The sequence below is a fragment of the Delftia sp. PX-1 genome, from assembly GCF_055797465.1.
Genome location: NZ_CP184763.1, coordinates 6,262,896 through 6,278,772 on the forward strand (window position 1 = coordinate 6,262,896; position 15,877 = coordinate 6,278,772).

Annotated in this window: 13 protein-coding genes; 4 read left to right on the forward strand and 9 right to left on the reverse strand. The window is 69.7% G+C overall.

Annotated elements, in window-relative coordinates; genetic code table 11:
• Window positions 1-13: 13 nt before the first annotated feature.
• The 4 genes from ACN20X_RS28565 to ACN20X_RS28580 all read right to left on the reverse strand — a co-directional run bounded on the left by ACN20X_RS28565 (window position 14) and on the right by ACN20X_RS28580 (window position 5,327).
• Entirely contained in the window at window positions 14-2,032 is a 2,019-nt protein-coding gene (locus ACN20X_RS28565) for an acetyl/propionyl/methylcrotonyl-CoA carboxylase subunit alpha (RefSeq protein ID WP_016452785.1), read from the reverse strand.
• A 51-nt stretch (window positions 2,033-2,083) separates the two neighbouring features.
• Window positions 2,084-2,833 (reverse strand): DUF4126 domain-containing protein, encoded by a 750-nt coding sequence (locus tag ACN20X_RS28570; protein ID WP_016452786.1) that lies wholly within the window; start codon window positions 2,831-2,833, stop codon window positions 2,084-2,086.
• A 66-nt stretch (window positions 2,834-2,899) separates the two neighbouring features.
• The gene (locus tag ACN20X_RS28575; protein ID WP_016452787.1) at window positions 2,900-3,685 is read right to left on the reverse strand and encodes an enoyl-CoA hydratase/isomerase family protein; all 786 of its coding nucleotides are present in this window, start codon (window positions 3,683-3,685) and stop codon (window positions 2,900-2,902) included.
• Between the two features lie 34 nt (window positions 3,686-3,719).
• Complete coding sequence (locus ACN20X_RS28580; RefSeq protein WP_016450032.1) at window positions 3,720-5,327, reverse strand: carboxyl transferase domain-containing protein; 1,608 nt, start codon at window positions 5,325-5,327, stop codon at window positions 3,720-3,722.
• A 92-nt stretch (window positions 5,328-5,419) separates the two neighbouring features.
• On the opposite strand from ACN20X_RS28580, the gene ACN20X_RS28585 reads away from it, so the two are divergent.
• On the forward strand, window positions 5,420-7,153 hold the full coding sequence (locus tag ACN20X_RS28585) for a Na+/H+ antiporter (RefSeq protein WP_016452788.1): 1,734 nt from the start codon (window positions 5,420-5,422) through the stop codon (window positions 7,151-7,153).
• A 44-nt stretch (window positions 7,154-7,197) separates the two neighbouring features.
• Here the strand turns inward: ACN20X_RS28585 and ACN20X_RS28590 are convergent, their stop codons facing one another.
• Window positions 7,198-8,916 (reverse strand): AMP-binding protein, encoded by a 1,719-nt coding sequence (locus ACN20X_RS28590; RefSeq protein WP_016452789.1) that lies wholly within the window; start codon window positions 8,914-8,916, stop codon window positions 7,198-7,200.
• Between the two features lie 136 nt (window positions 8,917-9,052).
• Here ACN20X_RS28590 and ACN20X_RS28595 point away from each other — a divergent pair, with 136 nt between their 5' ends.
• Both ACN20X_RS28595 and ACN20X_RS28600 read left to right on the forward strand, forming a co-directional pair.
• Window positions 9,053-10,129, forward strand: a complete 1,077-nt coding sequence (locus ACN20X_RS28595; RefSeq protein WP_252652917.1) for an AraC family transcriptional regulator — start codon at window positions 9,053-9,055, stop codon at window positions 10,127-10,129.
• Window positions 10,130-10,204: 75 nt separating this feature from the next.
• Window positions 10,205-10,870 carry a glutathione S-transferase family protein gene (locus ACN20X_RS28600; RefSeq protein ID WP_473210140.1) on the forward strand — a complete coding sequence of 222 codons (666 nt, stop codon included), beginning with the start codon at window positions 10,205-10,207 and terminating at the stop codon, window positions 10,868-10,870.
• Between the two features lie 7 nt (window positions 10,871-10,877).
• Here ACN20X_RS28600 and ACN20X_RS28605 read toward each other — a convergent pair whose 3' ends face one another.
• A complete protein-coding gene (locus ACN20X_RS28605; RefSeq protein ID WP_016450027.1) occupies window positions 10,878-11,570 on the reverse strand; it encodes an HAD family hydrolase in 693 nt (230 codons plus the stop codon).
• A 99-nt stretch (window positions 11,571-11,669) separates the two neighbouring features.
• Window positions 11,670-12,719: a hypothetical protein gene (locus ACN20X_RS28610; protein ID WP_016452792.1), complete on the reverse strand. Its 1,050-nt coding sequence runs from the start codon at window positions 12,717-12,719 to the stop codon at window positions 11,670-11,672.
• A 187-nt stretch (window positions 12,720-12,906) separates the two neighbouring features.
• Here ACN20X_RS28610 and ACN20X_RS28615 point away from each other — a divergent pair, with 187 nt between their 5' ends.
• A complete protein-coding gene (locus tag ACN20X_RS28615; RefSeq protein WP_016450025.1) occupies window positions 12,907-13,644 on the forward strand; it encodes a response regulator in 738 nt (245 codons plus the stop codon).
• On the opposite strand, the gene ACN20X_RS28620 is transcribed toward ACN20X_RS28615, so the two are convergent.
• Window positions 13,614-15,479 (reverse strand): ATP-binding response regulator, encoded by a 1,866-nt coding sequence (locus ACN20X_RS28620; RefSeq protein WP_473210141.1) that lies wholly within the window; start codon window positions 15,477-15,479, stop codon window positions 13,614-13,616. The genes ACN20X_RS28615 and ACN20X_RS28620 overlap by 31 nt on opposite strands.
• Entirely contained in the window at window positions 15,463-15,876 is a 414-nt protein-coding gene (locus ACN20X_RS28625; protein ID WP_473210142.1) for a YchJ family protein, read from the reverse strand. Before ACN20X_RS28625 ends, ACN20X_RS28620 begins: the two co-directional genes overlap by 17 nt.
• Between the last annotated feature and the right edge of the window lies 1 nt (window position 15,877).

Here is a 15,877-nt window from a genome sequence, read left to right on the forward strand (position 1 = left end):
CTTGCCTGCGGGCTCAGCTTTCCAGGCGCAGCAGCTCGGAGCCTTCGGTCACCTGGTCGCCGGGCGCATACAGCAGCTCGGCCACCACGCCGTCGCCGGGCGCGGCGATGGTGTGCTCCATCTTCATGGCCTCCATCACGGCCAGCGGCTGGCCCTTGCTGACCTTGTCGCCGGCCTTGACGGCAAAGGAGACCACCTTGCCCGGCATGGGCGCCGTCAGGCGGCCGCCTTCCGAATGCACATCGCCCGCATGGGCCAGCGGATCGGCCAGGCCCAGCACGGCCGCGCCCTGGGGAGCGAACACATGGCATTGCTCGCCCAGCACATGGACCTGGGCGCGCAGGCGCTGGCCCGCGAATTGCACGTCGAAGGCGCCGTCCCCGGCCTGTTGCCAGGACAGCAGGCCCTCGGCGAGGGACTCGCCCTCGCCCACGGCCAGCTGCAGCGCGCCGTCATGCAGGTAGCGCAGGCGCGCGGGCACGGCGGCCTCGCCCTGGCGGAAGTCCCAGCGCCGCTCGGCCACGCCGTGCGAGCGCCAGCCGTCGCGGCGGCTGAAGGGGTCGGCGGTTTCCTGCGCGCGCTCGGCCTGCAGTACCTGGGCCACGGCGGCGGCCACGGCCTGGGCCTGCGGCAGGCGCTGCTGGTGGAACAGATGCTGCTTCTCGCGCTCGATCAGCGCCGTGTCCAGCTTGGCGGTTGCAAAGGCATCGCTGGCGATGACCTGGCGCAGGAACTGCACATTGGTGGCCAGGCCCACGATGCGTGTCTCGGCCAGGGCGGCATCGAGCCGCGCCAGCGCCTGTTCGCGCGTGTCGCCATGCACGATGAGCTTGGCGATCATGGAGTCGTAGAAGGGGCTGATGGCATCGCCCTCGCGCACGCCGTCGTCCACGCGCACGTCGCCGACATGGAAGCTGGCGCAGTCGGGCTTGCGGTAGACATGCAGGGTGCCGGTGGCGGGCAGGAAGCCGTTGTCGGGGTTTTCGGCGCAGATGCGCGCCTCGATGGCATGGCCGGTGATGCGCAGCTCGTCCTGGCGCTTGGGCAGGGGCAGGCCGCTGGCCACGCGCAGCTGCCAGTCCACCAGGTCCTCGCCCGTGATGGCCTCGGTCACCGGATGCTCGACCTGCAGGCGGGTGTTCATCTCCATGAAGTAGAACTTCATGGCCTCGGGCTGGTCGTAGCCGCCGGGCTGCTCGACGATGAATTCCACCGTGCCCGCGCCCACATAGTTCACGGCCTGGGCGGCGGCCACGGCGGCCTCGCCCATCTTCTGGCGCAGCGCAGGCGTCATGCCGGGCGCGGGGGACTCCTCCAGCACCTTCTGGTGGCGGCGCTGCACCGAGCAGTCGCGCTCGAACAGGTAGACGCAGTTGCCCTGGGTGTCGCCAAAGACCTGGATCTCGATATGGCGCGGGCGCAGCACGTATTTCTCGACCAGCACGGCGTCGTCGCCGAAGCTGTTGATGGCCTCGCGCTGGCAGCTGGCCAGGGCGGCGGCAAAGTCCTCGCTGCGCTCGACCAGGCGCATGCCCTTGCCACCGCCGCCGGCGCTGGCCTTGATCAGCACCGGGTAGCCGATGCGGTCGGCCTCGCGCTGCAGCAGCTGCGGGTCCTGGTCGGCCCCGTGGTAGCCGGGCACCAGGGGCACGCCGGCCTTTTCCATGAGCTGCTTGGAGGCCGCCTTCAGACCCATGGCGCGGATGGCCGAGGGCGGCGGGCCGATGAAGACCAGGCCGGCATCGGCGCAGGCCTGGGCGAATTCCTCGTTCTCGCTGAGAAAGCCGTAGCCGGGGTGGATGGCCTGGGCGCCCGTGGCCTTGGCGGCCTCCAGGATGCGTTCCCAGCGCAGATAGCTGTCCTTGGGGGCGCTGCCGCCGATGTGCACGGCCTCGTCGCAGGCCTGCACATGCTTGGCGCGGGCATCGGCGTCCGAGTACACGGCCACGGTGCGCACGCCCATGCGGCGGGCGGAAGCCGCGACGCGGCAGGCGATTTCACCGCGGTTGGCGATCAGGATCTTCTTGAACATGCGTTATCTCCAGTGTTTTCTCTGCAGCCCCGGTCATTCGGCGACCGGCGGCTATGGTTTTTGATTCATCGCGGGAGACCCGCCGAACAGCGCGCGCAGGCGCTGCACCACGGCCTTGAGAAAGCGCCACAGCGCCCAGGTCAGCAGCCACAGGGCGATGACCACGACCAGCAGCACGGCGGCGAAGGCCAGCGGATGCGTGAGCGCCAGCCAGATCGCGCCCACCGAGGCGCCGTCCTCCACCAGGCTCGCGCCCACGTTGGAAAACGGCTCGGGCGAGGTGTTGATGGCCGCGCGCGCCGTGCTCTTGGCCACCTGGCTGGACAGGGCCAGCGAGCCGCCCATCAGGGCCGCCATGGTGGCCATGGTCGCGCTGTCCGCGCCGAAGACGCCGGCCGCCAGCGCCGCGCCCGCCGGGATGCGGATCACGCTTTGCAGCAGGTCCCAGACCGAGTCCACGCCGGGGATCTTGTCGGCGAAGAACTCCACGAACAGCAGCGCGCCGCTGGCGAACAGCAGGGCCGGATGCTCCAGCACATGCAGCCCGCCCGGCAGCGCCACCCAGCCCAGCGCCCCCAGCAGCCCGGTCACGAACACCACGGCGTAGAGCCTAAAGCCGCTGGCCCAGCCCAGTGCGGCGGCCAGCGCCAGCAGGCCGGCCATATCCATGCCGCTGGTGGCCTGGCCCAAGCGCTCGGCCACTTCGCCAGCCGCCTCGCTGACCGTGTGGTGCACGGCCGGGCCCGGGTACAGGCCCACGGACTGCAGCCACTGGACGAGGGAGTCGGTCAGGGTGCTCATGGTGTTGGCTCGGCGTTGGCTCGGCGTTGCTCGGTGGTGGCGCGATGAATGGGCAGCCTGCGCGTGTCAGGCCAGCCAGGCCGGCTTGCGCTTTTGCAGGAAGGCCTGCACGCCCTCCTTGCCCTCGGCGCTGGCCCGGATGTCGGCGATGCCTTCGACGGTGGCGGCGATCAGCTGCTCGTTGATCTCGCGCTCGGCCACATCGATCACCAGGCGCTTGCAGGCGCGGGCGGCGGCGGGACCGGCGCTGACCAGGTGCTTGAGCAGGCCGTCCACGGCGTTGTCCAGCTCTTCGGCGGGCACGACGCGGTGCACGAAGCCGATGCGCAGCGCCTCGGCCGCGTCGAAGCGCTCACCGGTCAGGAAGTAGCGGTGGGCGGCGCGCGCGCCCATGGCGCGGATCACGTAGGGGCTGATAGTGGCGGGGATGAGGCCGATCTTCACTTCGGACAGGCAAAAGCCCGCGCCCTCGGCGGCCACGGCCATGTCGCAGGCCGCGACCAGGCCCATGCCGCCCGCATAGACATCGCCCTGCACGCGCGCGATGGTGGGCTGCGGGCATTCGTAGATCACGCGCAGCATCTCGGCCAGCAGGCCGGCGTCCTCGCGGTTCTCGTCGCGCGAGTAGTCGGCCATGCGGCGCATCCAGTTGAGGTTGGCGCCTGCGCAAAAGGCCGGGCCCTCGGCGGCCAGCACCACGGCGCGCACGTCACTGCGCTTGCCCACGGAGTGGAAGGCCTGGGTGATGTCGGCGATGACCTCGTCGCTGAAGGCATTGCGCACTTCGGGCTGGGTCAGCGTGATGGTGGCCAGGGGGCCCTGGAATTCGAGGGTCAGTGCGGTGGTTTTCATGAAGTACCTCGCTGCAAGGAAAGGGAAGCCGCCGTCACATGCGGAACACGCCGAAGCGCGTGTCCGCTATGGGCGCGTTGCGCGTGGCCGCCAGGCCCAGCGCCAGCACGCGGCGCGTGTCGGCGGGGTCGATGACGCCATCGTCCCACAGGCGCGCCGTCGCGTAATAGGGGTGGCCCTGATCCTCGTACTGCTGGCGGATGGGGGCCTTGAAGGCCTCTTCCTCCTCGGCCGTCCACTGGCCGCCCTTGGCCTCGATGCCGTCGCGCTTGACGGTGGCCAGCACGCTGGCCGCCTGCTCGCCGCCCATGACCGAGATGCGCGCGTTGGGCCACATCCACAGGAAGCGCGGCGAGTAGGCGCGGCCGCACATGCCGTAGTTACCCGCGCCGAAGGAGCCGCCGATGATGATGGTGAACTTCGGCACGGCCGCCGTGGCCACGGCCGTGACCAGCTTGGCGCCGTGGCGGGCAATGCCTTCGTTCTCGTACTTGCGGCCCACCATGAAACCCGTGATGTTCTGCAGGAAGACCAGCGGGATCTTGCGCTGGCAGCACAGCTCGATGAAGTGCGCGCCCTTGACGGCCGATTCGCTGAACAGGATGCCGTTGTTGGCGATGATGCCCACCTGCATGCCCTCGATGCGCGCAAAGCCGCAGACCAGGGTGGCGCCGAAGCGGGCCTTGAACTCGTCGAAGCGGCTGCCGTCCACCACGCGGGCGATGATCTCGCGCACGTCGAAGGGCTTGCGCGTGTCCACGGGGATCACGCCGTACAGCTCGCCGCCGTCGAACAGCGGCGCCTCGGGCGGCAGGTCGCCAGCCGAAGGCTGCTTGGCATGGTTGAGGTTGGCCACGGCCTGGCGCGCCAGCGCCAGCGCGTGGGTGTCGTTGTGGGCCAGGTGGTCGGCCACGCCCGACAGGCGCGTGTGCACGTCGCCGCCGCCCAGGTCCTCGGCGCTGACCACCTCGCCCGTGGCGGCCTTCACCAGCGGCGGGCCGCCCAGGAAGATGGTGCCCTGGTTCTTGACGATGATGGACTCGTCGCTCATGGCCGGCACATAGGCGCCGCCGGCCGTGCACGAGCCCATGACCACGGCGATCTGGGCAATGCCCTCGGCGCTCATGTTGGCCTGGTTGAAGAAGATGCGGCCGAAGTGCTCGCGGTCGGGGAACACATCGTCCTGGTTGGGCAGGTTGGCGCCGCCCGAGTCCACCAGGTAGATGCAGGGCAGGCGGTTCTGCGCGGCGATCTCCTGGGCGCGCAGGTGCTTCTTCACCGTCATCGGGTAGTAGGTGCCGCCCTTCACCGTGGCGTCGTTGCAGACGATCATGCAGTCCACGCCGCTGACGCGCCCGATGCCGGCGATCAGGCCCGCGCCGGGTGCATCGTTGCGGTACATGTTGAGCGCAGCCAGCGGGGCGATCTCCAGGAAGGGCGTGCCCGGGTCCAGCAGCATGGCCACGCGGTCGCGCGGCAGCAGCTTGCCGCGCGCCACGTGCTTGGCGCGCGCGGCCTCGCCGCCGCCCTCGGCGACCTTGGCCACCTGGGCCTGCAGGTCCTCGACCACGGCGCGCATGGCCGCGGCATTGGCCAGGAAGTCCGCCGAACGCGGATTGAGTTGGGTGCCCAGAATGCTCATGTGTGGCCTCTTCTTGTGTTTGCCCGATGCGGGCGCTTGGTTTTTCCGAATGTCCTGCAAAGAACGGCGGTCCGGCCTGGGGAAAATGCCGTATGCACACCGTTGAAATCGTCTTGCTCGTCCTGCTGCTGGGAGCGTTGACGGGCATTGCCGCGCGCTACGTGCGCGCCATCCCGCTGCCGCTGATCCAGATCACCCTGGGAGCGCTGATGGCCTGGCCGCAAAAGGGCCTGCACATCGCCTTCGATCCCGAGCTGTTCCTGCTGCTGTTCATCCCGCCGCTGCTGTTTGCCGACGGATGGCGCATTCCCAAGCGCGAGTTCTTTGCGCTGTACCGCCCCATCCTGCGCCTGGCGCTGGGCCTGGTGCTGTTCACGGTGGTGGGGCTGGGCTGGCTGATCCACTGGCTGGTGCCCGGCATGCCGCTGACCGTGGCCTTTGCGCTGGCCGCCGTGGTCTCGCCCACCGATGCCGTGGCCGTCTCGGCCATCACGCGCAACCTGGGCATGCCCGAGAAGACCATGCACATCCTCGAGGGCGAGTCCCTGCTCAACGACGCCTCGGGCCTGGTGGCGCTGAAATTCGCCATCGCGGCCACGCTGACCGGCCTGTTCTCGTGGACCGAGGTGGCCAAGGATTTCATGTGGATGGCCCTGGGCGGCCTGGGCGTGGGCACGCTGATCGGCTGGGGCTTTTCCTATGCGCGCAGCACCATCACGCGCCGCCTGGGCGACGTGGCGGCCACGCAGATGGTGCTGCTGCTGATCCTGCTGCCCTTCGCCGCCTACATCGTGGGCGAGAAGATCGGCGTGTCGGGCATCCTGTCGGCCGTGGCCGCGGGCATTGCCACCAACTTCGCCGACCTGGAGCGCAGCAGCTACATCAGCGAGCGGCTGCAGACCGAGGGCACCTGGAGCATGGTGGAAGCCTCGTTCAACGGCGCCATCTTCCTGCTGCTGGGCCTGCAGTTGCCCTCCATCATCGGCGTGACGCTGCACGATGCGGGCAGCGAATGGTGGGTGCTGGTGGGCTATGTGGTGATCATCTCCAGCGCGCTGCTGCTGATGCGCTGGATCTGGCTGACGCTGGGCGTGCAGCGTAGCCTGGCTCGCGCCCACTTCCAGGGAAAGATGGCAGAGCGCCCCTCGCACCTGCTGAACCTGGCCACCACCATGGCCGGCATACGCGGCGCCGTGACGCTGGCCGGCGCGCTGTCCGTGCCCATGCTGCTGAACAACGGCCAGCCCTTCCCCGGCCGCGAGATGCTGGTCTTCCTGGCCACGGGCACCATCTTGTTCACCCTGGTGCTGGGCAGCATCGCGCTGCCGCTGATCCTGCGCCGCATGCCCCAGCCCGGCGAATCGCCCACGGTGCGCGAGGAGCGCCTGGCGCGCGTGGCCGCCTGCCAGTCCGCCATTGGCGGGCTGACGCTGAGCGAGGAAGAGATCCAGGGCCACACGCCCGAATGGGTGGCCATGCACCAGGAGGTCATGGGCCACCTGACGCAGGAGTACCGCAACCGCGTCCAGCTGCTGGACGACGGCAGCGGCACGGCCTCCAGCATCGAGATCCAGCGCGAGGCGCCCGAAGTCGTGCGCCAGCGCAAGCTGCGCTACCTGCTGGAGATCGAGCTGCGCCTGCGCTGCATCCACCAGGAGCGCGACGCGCTCTACGCCGAGCGCCAGGCCCACCGCATCAACGACGAGTCGCTGCGCCGCCTGGTCAGCGAGCTGGACATGCAGGAGGTCTCGCTGCGCAAGCGCCTGGTGGTGGCGCGCCGCGCTGCAGCCTCGGCCGTGGCCGCGCCCGAAGGCGGCACGCACTAGGCGGCACGCGGTGGACAGCTGGCGGCAGTGCATGAAAGCAGCCCTCAGGCGGTCCTGGCCGGGCGCAGATCCAGCATGGCGATCATCTCGTCGCGGATCTTGAACTTCTGGATCTTGCCGGTCACCGTCATCGGGAAGGCCTCGACGAAGCGGATGTAGCGCGGCACCTTGTAGTGGGCGATCTGGCCCTTGCAGAAGTCGCGCACGCCGTCTTCGGTCAGCGCCTGGCCGGGCTTGACGATGATCCAGGCGCACAGCTCCTCGCCGTAGCGCACGTCGGGCACGCCGACGACCTGCACGTCCTGCACCTGCGGATGGCGGTAGAGGAATTCCTCGATCTCGCGCGGGTAGATGTTCTCGCCGCCGCGGATCACCATGTCCTTGATGCGGCCGACGATGTTCACGTAGCCCTGCTCGTCCATGGTGGCCAGGTCGCCGGTGTGCATCCAGGCCTCGTCGTCGATGGCCTCGCGCGTGCGGGCCTCGTCCCCCCAGTAGCCGTGCATGACCGAGTAGCCGCGCGTGCACAGCTCGCCCGAGACGCCGGGCGCCACGACCTCGCCCGTGGCCGGGTCGACGATCTTCACCTCCAGGTGCGGCTGCACCTTGCCCACGGTGGACACGCGGCGCTCCAGCGGCGTGTCGGCATCGCTCTGGCAGCTGACGGGACTGGTCTCGGTCATGCCGTAGGCGATGGTGATCTCGGACAGGTGCATGTCGCTGACCACGCGCTTCATCACCTCGATGGGGCAGGGCGAGCCGGCCATGATGCCGGTGCGCAGCGTGCTCAGGTCGAACTCCTTGAAGCGCGGGTGGTCCAGCTCGGCGATGAACATCGTGGGCACGCCGTGCAGGCCCGTGCAGCGCTCGGCCTGCACGGTCTCCAGCACCAGCAGCGGATCGAATCCGTCATTCGGGTAGACGATGGCCGAGCCATGCGTGAAGCAGGCCAGGTTGCCCAGCACCATGCCGAAGCAGTGGTACAGCGGCACGGGAATGCACAACCGGTCCTCGGGCGTCAGCCGCATGCACTCGCCGATGAAAAAGCCGTTGTTCAGGATGTTGCGGTGGGTCAGCGTGGCGCCCTTGGGAAAGCCCGTGGTGCCGCTGGTGAACTGGATGTTGATGGGGTCGGTGTTCTTGAGCGTGGCGGCCACGGCGTCGATGCGCGCATCCTGCGCATCACCGCGCGCCAGCAGGCTGGAAAAGCGCAGCATGCCGGGCTGCTCTTCGCCCTGCCCTGCCACGTCGATCCAGACCACGCTGCGCAGCTGGGGCAGGCGCGCGCAATGCAGGCGGCCGGGCTCGGCCGTGGCCAGCTCGGGGGCCAGTTCGCGCAGCATGCCCAGGTAGTCGCTGGTCTTGAACTGCGCCATGGTCACCAGGGCCTTGCAGCCGACCTTGTTGAGCGCGTACTCCACCTCGGAGGTGCGGTAGGCCGGGTTGATGTTGACCAACACCAGGCCGACCTGGGCCGTGGCCAGCTGCATCAGCACCCATTCGGCGTTGTTGTGCGACCAGATGCCGACGCGGTCGCCCTTTTCCAGCCCCAGGCCCAGCAGCGCGCTGGCCAGGCGGCGCGCCTCGGTGTGCAGGCCGGCATAGCTGTAGCGCAGGCCCTGGTGGCGGCTGACCAGGGCCTCGCGATCGGGCTGGCGGGCCGCCATGTCGGCAAAGAAATCGCCGATGGTCTGCTCGATCAGCGGCACATCGGTGCGGCCTTGGGCATGGCTGGAAGCGAGCGGGGCGTTCTGGGCGGGCATGCGTTGTCTCCTGTGTCGTCGGCGGCGCCTGGGACGGGCAAATGCAGTGGCCTGCCCCGTCACGGCAGCTATTGCGTGGCAGCATAAGGGCCAACCCCGAGCAGAACAGGCCACGAAGGTTGCAATAATTGCCAGCATGTTCACCCCCTCGCTGGTCAAGACCCCCCTGCCCCAGGCGGCCGCCACCATGGCCTCCGCACACCCTGCAGTCACGCCCATGGCCTTTGTGCAGGCCATTATGCTGGCCTACGAACGCCGGGGCATCAGCGCCCTGTCCGCCCTGGAGAAGGCACAAATCGCGCCAGACTCCGTCAAAGAGCGCAACGAGTGCATCACGGCGCTGCAGATGGAGGCACTGTCCGATGCCGCCATGCGCGAACTCGACGACGAGGCCCTGGGCTGGTTCTCCCGGCGCCTGCCCTGGGGCAGCTACGGCATGCTGGCGCGCGCCAGCATGGGCAGCGAGCAGCTGGGCCTGGCACTGGCGCGCTGGTGCCGCCACCATGGCCTGCTGGCCGACGACATCCGCCTCACGCTGACGCAGGAAGACGGCTTGGCCACGCTGGCCATCGAGGAGCTGTCCACGCTGGGCGCCATGCGCGAGTTCTGCCTGCTGTCGGTGCTGCGCAATATCCACGGCCTGGCCAGCTGGTTCATCGATGAGCCGCTGCCGCTGCGGCGCGCCTGCTTTCCCTTCGAACCCCCGCCGCATGCGGGCGTGTATGCGCTGCTGTTCCCGCCGGGCGAGGTGGAGTTTGGCGCGGCCCGGGCCTGCCTCCAGTTCGACGCGCGTTTTCTGGATATGCCGCTGACGCGCGACGAGCCCGCGCTGCAGCGCATGCTGCAGCGCGCCCTGCCGCTGCAGGTGCGCCCCTACCGGCGCGAGCGCCAGCTGGTGCAGCGCGTGCGCCAGCTGCTGGCGGCCGACGCCGAATGCCTGCAGACGGCCGACACGCTGGCGCGCCAGCTGCACCTGTCCCAGCGCAGCCTGCACCGCCAGCTCAAGGAAGAAGGCGCCTCGCTGCAGGCGCTCAAGGACGAGGTGCGGCGCGAGCGTGCCGTGGCCCTGCTGCTGCGCACCAGCCGGCCCATCAAGCGCATCGCCCAGTCCTGCGGCTTTCTCAACGACAAGAGCTTCATCCGCGCCTTCCGGCTGTGGACGGGGCTGTCGCCTTCCGAATTCCGCAAGAGCGCGCGCGCCCGGCCCGAGTGAGGGCCGCGCGCATCCTGGCGCGATTTGCATCCTGCGCGACAGCCGCCGTCCGCGCATCTGGCCTAGGCTTTGCGCATGCACCATCTCCACCATTGCGTCAGCGCGCGCTCCTTCCGCGCGCTGTGGATGCTCGAAGAACTGCAGCTTCCCTACACGCTGCACATGCTGCCGTTTCCGCCGCGCGTGCTGCAGCGCAGCTACCTGGAGCTCAACCCGCTGGGCACGGTGCCGCTGCTGCGCCACGGCGAGGCCAGGCTGACCGAGTCAGCCGCCATCTGCGAATACCTGGCCGCCCTGCACCCCGGGGCGGGCCTGTCCGTGCAGCCGCAGGAGGCGGGCTTCGCGGCCTACCTCAACTGGCTGCACATGAGCGATGCCACGCTGACCTTCCCGCAGACCCTGGTGCTGCGCTATGCGCACTTCGAGCCAGCCGAACGGCGCCAGCCCCAGGTGGCCCAGGACTACCAGCGCTGGTTCCTTGCGCGGCTGCGCGCGGTGGAGCAGGCCGTGGAACAGCGCCACTGGCTCGCGGCAGACCGCTTCACCGCTGCCGACGTGGCCGTGGGCTATGCGCTGATGCTGTCGGCGCACCTGGAGATGGAGCCGCAGTGGGGGCCTGCCACCCAGGCCTACTGGCAGCGCGTGCAGCAGCGGCCCGCCTTCCAGCGGGCGCTGCAGGCCGAGCAGCAGGCCGCGCGTGCGCAGGCCGTGGACGAGACGCCTTCGCCGCAGCTGCGCTAGGGCCGGCTCAAGCGCTGGCGCTGGCCTGCCCGATGGCGCGCAGCATGGCCGGCAGCTCGCCCATGTCGCCGAATACGCAGCTGGCGCCGGCCTCGAGCAGTTGCTCGGCCGATGCGTGGCCCTGGTCGGCCGGGAAGTAGCCCCAGACCGTGGCGCCTGCGGCCACGCCGGCGGTGACGCCGGTCACCGTGTCCTCGATGACCAGGCAGCGCGCCGGCTCCACGCCCAGGGCAGCGGCGGCTGCCAGGTACACATCGGGAAAGGGCTTGCTGCGCGGCAGCTCATGGCCGCTGAAGACGCGGCCCTCGAAATAGGGGGCCATGCCGACCTGGGCCAGCTGCATCTCCACCTTGGCGCGGTCCGCGCCCGAGGCGCAGGCGATGCGGCCAGCGCACAGCGCATGGGATTGGCTGACGGCGGACAGCGCGCCGTCAATGGCCACCAGCTCGGCGCGCAGCGCGGCGTTGCGGCGCTCGTAGAAGGCGGCCATCCATGCGTCGGTCAGCGGCTTGCCGGTGCGCGCCTCGATCAGCGCGGCCTGGCTGCGCACGGTCTTGCCGATGAATTCGCGCAGGCATTCCTCGGTGCTGATGGGCCAGCCCGATTCATTGAGCATGGTGCACAGCACGCGGTTGGTGATGGATTCACTGTCGACGAGCACGCCGTCACAGTCGAAGAGCACGGCCTCGAAAGCAGTCATGGATGGATTCTCGAAACAAACTGAGCAAGGGCGCCCTGGGGCGCCCTTGCTGCGGAAAATGGCCGGATTATGCGCCGGCCGCGCATGCCTGTGCCCTGCTCAGGGGAAGGAGGCACCGGCCAGCGGATGCACCATGCGGCGGACGTTGCGCACCGAGATGGAATGGAACCGGCCATCGTCGGTGACCACGTCGCCGAAGGCGAAGAAGCCTTCGGCCGCATTGCGGTTGAACTGCTCCAGGCGCTGCGCGAGGCTGGCGCTTTGGGACACCGGTTCGACGCGGTACTCGATGGCGCCCTGCTGGTCGCCGCTCTTTTCGTACAGCTGCACGCCTTCGGTATTGCCCCGCAGCACCAGGGCGCCGCGCAGCAGGTGGCCCTTGGCCCCCATCTCGTCCAGGCGCTGCTTCAGCGCCGTGCCGTTGGCCATGCCGAAGGGCGCGGCCAATGCGAACACCGCGTACTCGAAGGCCGGCGCCTTGGAGTCCTTGACGTAGAGGTTGAACATCTCGTTGCCCGAGATCAGCGGGCCCATGTAGCGGAAACCCCGGCCGCTCATCTCGGCCAGTTGCTGCGTGAAGCCCGACGTGTCCAGCGCACCCACGGCGGGGCGCGTCTCGTAGCTGTAGGTGGCTGCGGCGCTGCTGCTGCGCACATAGAGGTTGCGCAGGTCCTGCGTGCTGCTGGGGAACGCCATGCCCGACTTGTACAGGTAGCCTTGCGCACCCTGTGCGTTGAGCTGGGCCACCAGGGCCGAGACGCCCGCCACATCGGGCACCATGCGGTAGTCCAGGCGCGTGCCGGTGTGGGCCGTGTCGGTGACGTAGAAGTCACCGATGGGAACGGGGAAGGCGGTACCGCCCGAGGCCAGGCTGTAGGTGAAGGCATAGCCCTGCGCCCCCAGCGCGTTCATGGCGGACAGGGCCGCGTCGAAGTTCTCCGCACCGGTCTCCATGCGGTACTGGCCGGTCACCGGCGTGGGCGTGCCGCCGGGGTTGCCGGGCGTACCGGGGTTGCCAGGATTTCCGCCATTGCCGGGATCTCCGCCGCCCGGTTCTCCCAATCCACCACCACCGCCGCCGCCACAGGCGGCCAGGGTTCCCAGAAGCATCAATGCCGCGCTGCGGCGCGTGAGCTGTACCATCTTCATGACTATCTCCCCTTCTCGTTGAATACATGCCCGTTCCATGCGGAATCTCAGGGCATCGGCGGCGATTTTGGGGAGTTGGCCGACATCCGGTCACCCCCCGGCCGGGGGGTAATCGTTACGATGTGCGCAAGGTGTATCCGGGCGCGCCCTGGCGCTCCAGCCCTTTCGACATGCCTTCGCGCGGACCATGCACAGCCATTCCCTCCTGACCGATTCCTCCTGTCTCCAATCGGGGCGCTATGCCCTGGTGATCGACGACCACCCGCTGACGGCCATGGGCGTGTCCGAGTTCCTGAAACAATTCGGCCTGTCCGAAGTCCATGCCGTGGCCGATGCGGGCGAAGGCCTGCAGTGCATGGCCGCCAGGGGATCGCCGCATCTGGCCATCGTGGATTTCTGGCTGGGTGCCAGCGCAGGCACGGACGTAGTGCGCGAAATCCGCACGCTGGCGCCCGCCTGCCGCGTGCTCATGACCAGCGGCGACACGCATGGCGCGATTGCCCTGAAGGCACGCGCGGCCGGGGCCCATGGCTTTGTGCTCAAGTCGCAGCCGCCGCAGGTGCTGCAGCAGGCCGTGGCGGCCCTGCTGCGCGGCGAGACCTGGTTCCCCGCCGCCCCGCTGGCGCCGCAGCCGCCGGGCGGCGCCCATGCCATCCGCATGACGGCGGCCGAGCTGGGCCTCACCCCGCGCCAGGCCCAGGTTCTGGACCTGGTGCTGCGCGGCCTGCCCAATCCCAGCATTGCCCGGTTGCTGCACCTGTCGCCGCACACGGTCAAGGAGCATGTGGCAGGCGCCCTGCAGCGCCTGGGCGTGCACAGCCGCATCGACGCCATCACGCGCATGCAGGGCATTGCGCTGGAGCTGCCGCCCTCCGTACCGCCGACCGATACGGTTCAGGCGCCGGCCACGGCCAGCCTGCGCTGAAGCAGGGCCCGCAGCGCCAGCGGATCCACGGGCTTGCGCAGCAGCAGATAGCCCAGTTCCTGCGCCTGCTGCTCCAGCGCAGCGGAAGGTTCGCCGCTGAGCAGGGCACCGGCCGCCTGCGGCGATTGCGCCAGCACGTTCTGCAGCAGCGCAAAGCCGTTCTCGCCATGGGCCAGCTGGTGGTCGCACAGCACGAAATCGGGATGCTGCCCCGCCGCCAGCCAGGCCTGCGCCTCGCGGCCCGAAGCCGCCACGTCCACGGTCAGCCCCCAGCCGCGCAGCAGGCCGGCCAGGGCCTGTGCCACCTGCACATCGTCATCGACCACCCAGCACCGGCCCTGCAGCAGGGGGCGGCCTGGCGGATTCGCGGCAGCCTCGGCCCCTGCCTGCGCCTGCGCGTGCCCCAGAGGCAGGTCCGCTTGCACGTTCAGGCTGGGCGACAGCTGCAGCCAGAAGCACGAACCCCGTCCCGGCGTGGACAGCAGACCATGCTCCACGCCCATGCGGCGCGCCGCTGCGGCCACGACGGCCAGGCCCAGGCCCTGGCTGCTCACGCCGGGCAGGTGCTCGGCCGCAGGCTGGGCCGCGCGCCGGGCCGCCTGGCCGGAACGCGCGCGAAAGTGCGGTGCGAAGACATGGGGCCGGTCTTCGGCCGCAATGCCCAGGCCCGTGTCCCAGACCTCGATGCGCCAGCCCCCGCCGTGCACGCGGGCGGCCAGCAGCACGCCGCCGCGCTGGGTGTAGCGCAGGGCGTTGTGCAGCAGGTTGAACACCATCTGGCGCAGCAGGGCCTCGTCGGCACGCACCAGGCTATCCATGCCGCGCGCCACGCGCCAGCGCAGCACCAGCCCGCGCTGCCGCGCCTCGGCCGCGAACAGGCGCGTGGCATCGCCCAGCAGAATGCGCAGGTCCATCACCTGGGCGCGCAGCTCCCAGGTGCCGTTCTCCAGCCGCGACAGGTCCAGCAGGTCGTTGCACATGGTGCCCAGCGACTGGGCACAGGCCTGGGCATCGTCAAGCACGCCCGCCAGCGCGCCGTCGGCATTGCGCTGGCGGGCGGTCTCCACCAGCAGGCCCAGGGCATGCAGGGGCTGGCGCAGGTCATGGCTGGCAGCCGACAGGAAGCGGCTCTTGGCCTCCAGCGCCTGTTCGGCCTGCTCCTTGGCCGCCAGGTAGCGCTCGGCCAACAGCTGGCGGTCACGCTCCTGCGCCCATTGCTGCTGCATGAGCTGGCGCGCCCCCCAGGCATGGCGCGCGATGGTGGCGCCATACAGCATGAGCAGCGGCAGCAGGTACAGGCCCCTGTTCGGGAAGTACCAGACCACGGCCAGCAGCATGGCGCCGTACAGCACGCCGAAGAAGCGCTTGAACACGGCAGCCGCCGGCGCCAGGAAGGTGGCGGCCGAGGCCACGACGCCGCACAGCACCAGGTAGATGAAAAGCCGGAATTCATGGCCGCTGCCATGGGTCAGCGGTATGGCCAGCGCCCAGGAACCGGCGTTGAGCAAGGCCATGCGGCCCATCACGCGCTCCCAGCGCTGCAGCCGCGTTGGCAACTCGGCCGAGGGCACGGCAGCGCCCAGGTCCCGACGCAACTGGCGCCGCAAACCAACGAAGACGCAGGCCATGAGCGCCATGCACAGCCACCACAGCAGCAGCGGCGCCTGGAAGGCACCCGTTTCGTGCCGCTGCAGCCAGACCACGATGCCGGGGATGATGAGGGCCGCCGCCTCGGACGAGCCCCGCGATGCGATGGACAGCAGCAGCCGCTGGCGCTGCTGCAGCTTCCACAGCGGCTCCGCAGGGCCGCCGCCGTGTTCAGAACTGGTCGCCATCCACGTAGAACCAGCGCCCGCCTTCGCGCACGAAGCGGCTGCGCTCATGCAGGCGCACGGCGCGGCCCGCAACGCGGTAGCGCGCGACGAATTCCACCTCGGCGCGGTCCTCGCCGGTGCTTCGGAAGTCCCTGACCGCCAGCCCCAGCCAGCGCGCCGAGGGCTCGAAGTCCAGCGTGGCGGGCCGCTGGCTGGCGTGCCAGGTGGCCAGCAGGTAGGCGGCGTCCTCACGCACGAAGGCGCTGTAGCGCGAGCGCATCAAGGCCTGGACATCGGGTGCGGGGCAGTCGTCGAAATGGTCCAGGTAGCGGCCGCAGCAGGCATCGAAGGCCAGGGACCGGCCCTTGGCATCGTGCTGGCCACAGGGACAGGCCGGGGAGGTGGCGGCAGCGCTCATA

Bases quoted from the DNA above. Each gene is read 5' to 3' on its own strand.
- ACN20X_RS28565 (WP_016452785.1), bottom strand. From the start codon at position 2,032: ATGTTCAAGAAGATCCTGATCGCCAACCGCGGTGAAATCGCCTGCCGC.
- ACN20X_RS28570 (WP_016452786.1), bottom strand. From the start codon at position 2,833: ATGAGCACCCTGACCGACTCCCTCGTCCAGTGGCTGCAGTCCGTGGGC.
- ACN20X_RS28575 (WP_016452787.1), bottom strand. From the start codon at position 3,685: ATGAAAACCACCGCACTGACCCTCGAATTCCAGGGCCCCCTGGCCACC.
- ACN20X_RS28580 (WP_016450032.1), bottom strand. From the start codon at position 5,327: ATGAGCATTCTGGGCACCCAACTCAATCCGCGTTCGGCGGACTTCCTG.
- ACN20X_RS28585 (WP_016452788.1), top strand. From the start codon at position 5,420: ATGCACACCGTTGAAATCGTCTTGCTCGTCCTGCTGCTGGGAGCGTTG.
- ACN20X_RS28590 (WP_016452789.1), bottom strand. From the start codon at position 8,916: ATGCCCGCCCAGAACGCCCCGCTCGCTTCCAGCCATGCCCAAGGCCGC.
- ACN20X_RS28595 (WP_252652917.1), top strand. From the start codon at position 9,053: ATGTTCACCCCCTCGCTGGTCAAGACCCCCCTGCCCCAGGCGGCCGCC.
- ACN20X_RS28600 (WP_473210140.1), top strand. From the start codon at position 10,205: ATGCACCATCTCCACCATTGCGTCAGCGCGCGCTCCTTCCGCGCGCTG.
- ACN20X_RS28605 (WP_016450027.1), bottom strand. From the start codon at position 11,570: ATGACTGCTTTCGAGGCCGTGCTCTTCGACTGTGACGGCGTGCTCGTC.
- ACN20X_RS28610 (WP_016452792.1), bottom strand. From the start codon at position 12,719: ATGAAGATGGTACAGCTCACGCGCCGCAGCGCGGCATTGATGCTTCTG.
- ACN20X_RS28615 (WP_016450025.1), top strand. From the start codon at position 12,907: ATGCACAGCCATTCCCTCCTGACCGATTCCTCCTGTCTCCAATCGGGG.
- ACN20X_RS28620 (WP_473210141.1), bottom strand. From the start codon at position 15,479: ATGGCGACCAGTTCTGAACACGGCGGCGGCCCTGCGGAGCCGCTGTGG.
- ACN20X_RS28625 (WP_473210142.1), bottom strand. From the start codon at position 15,876: ATGAGCGCTGCCGCCACCTCCCCGGCCTGTCCCTGTGGCCAGCACGAT.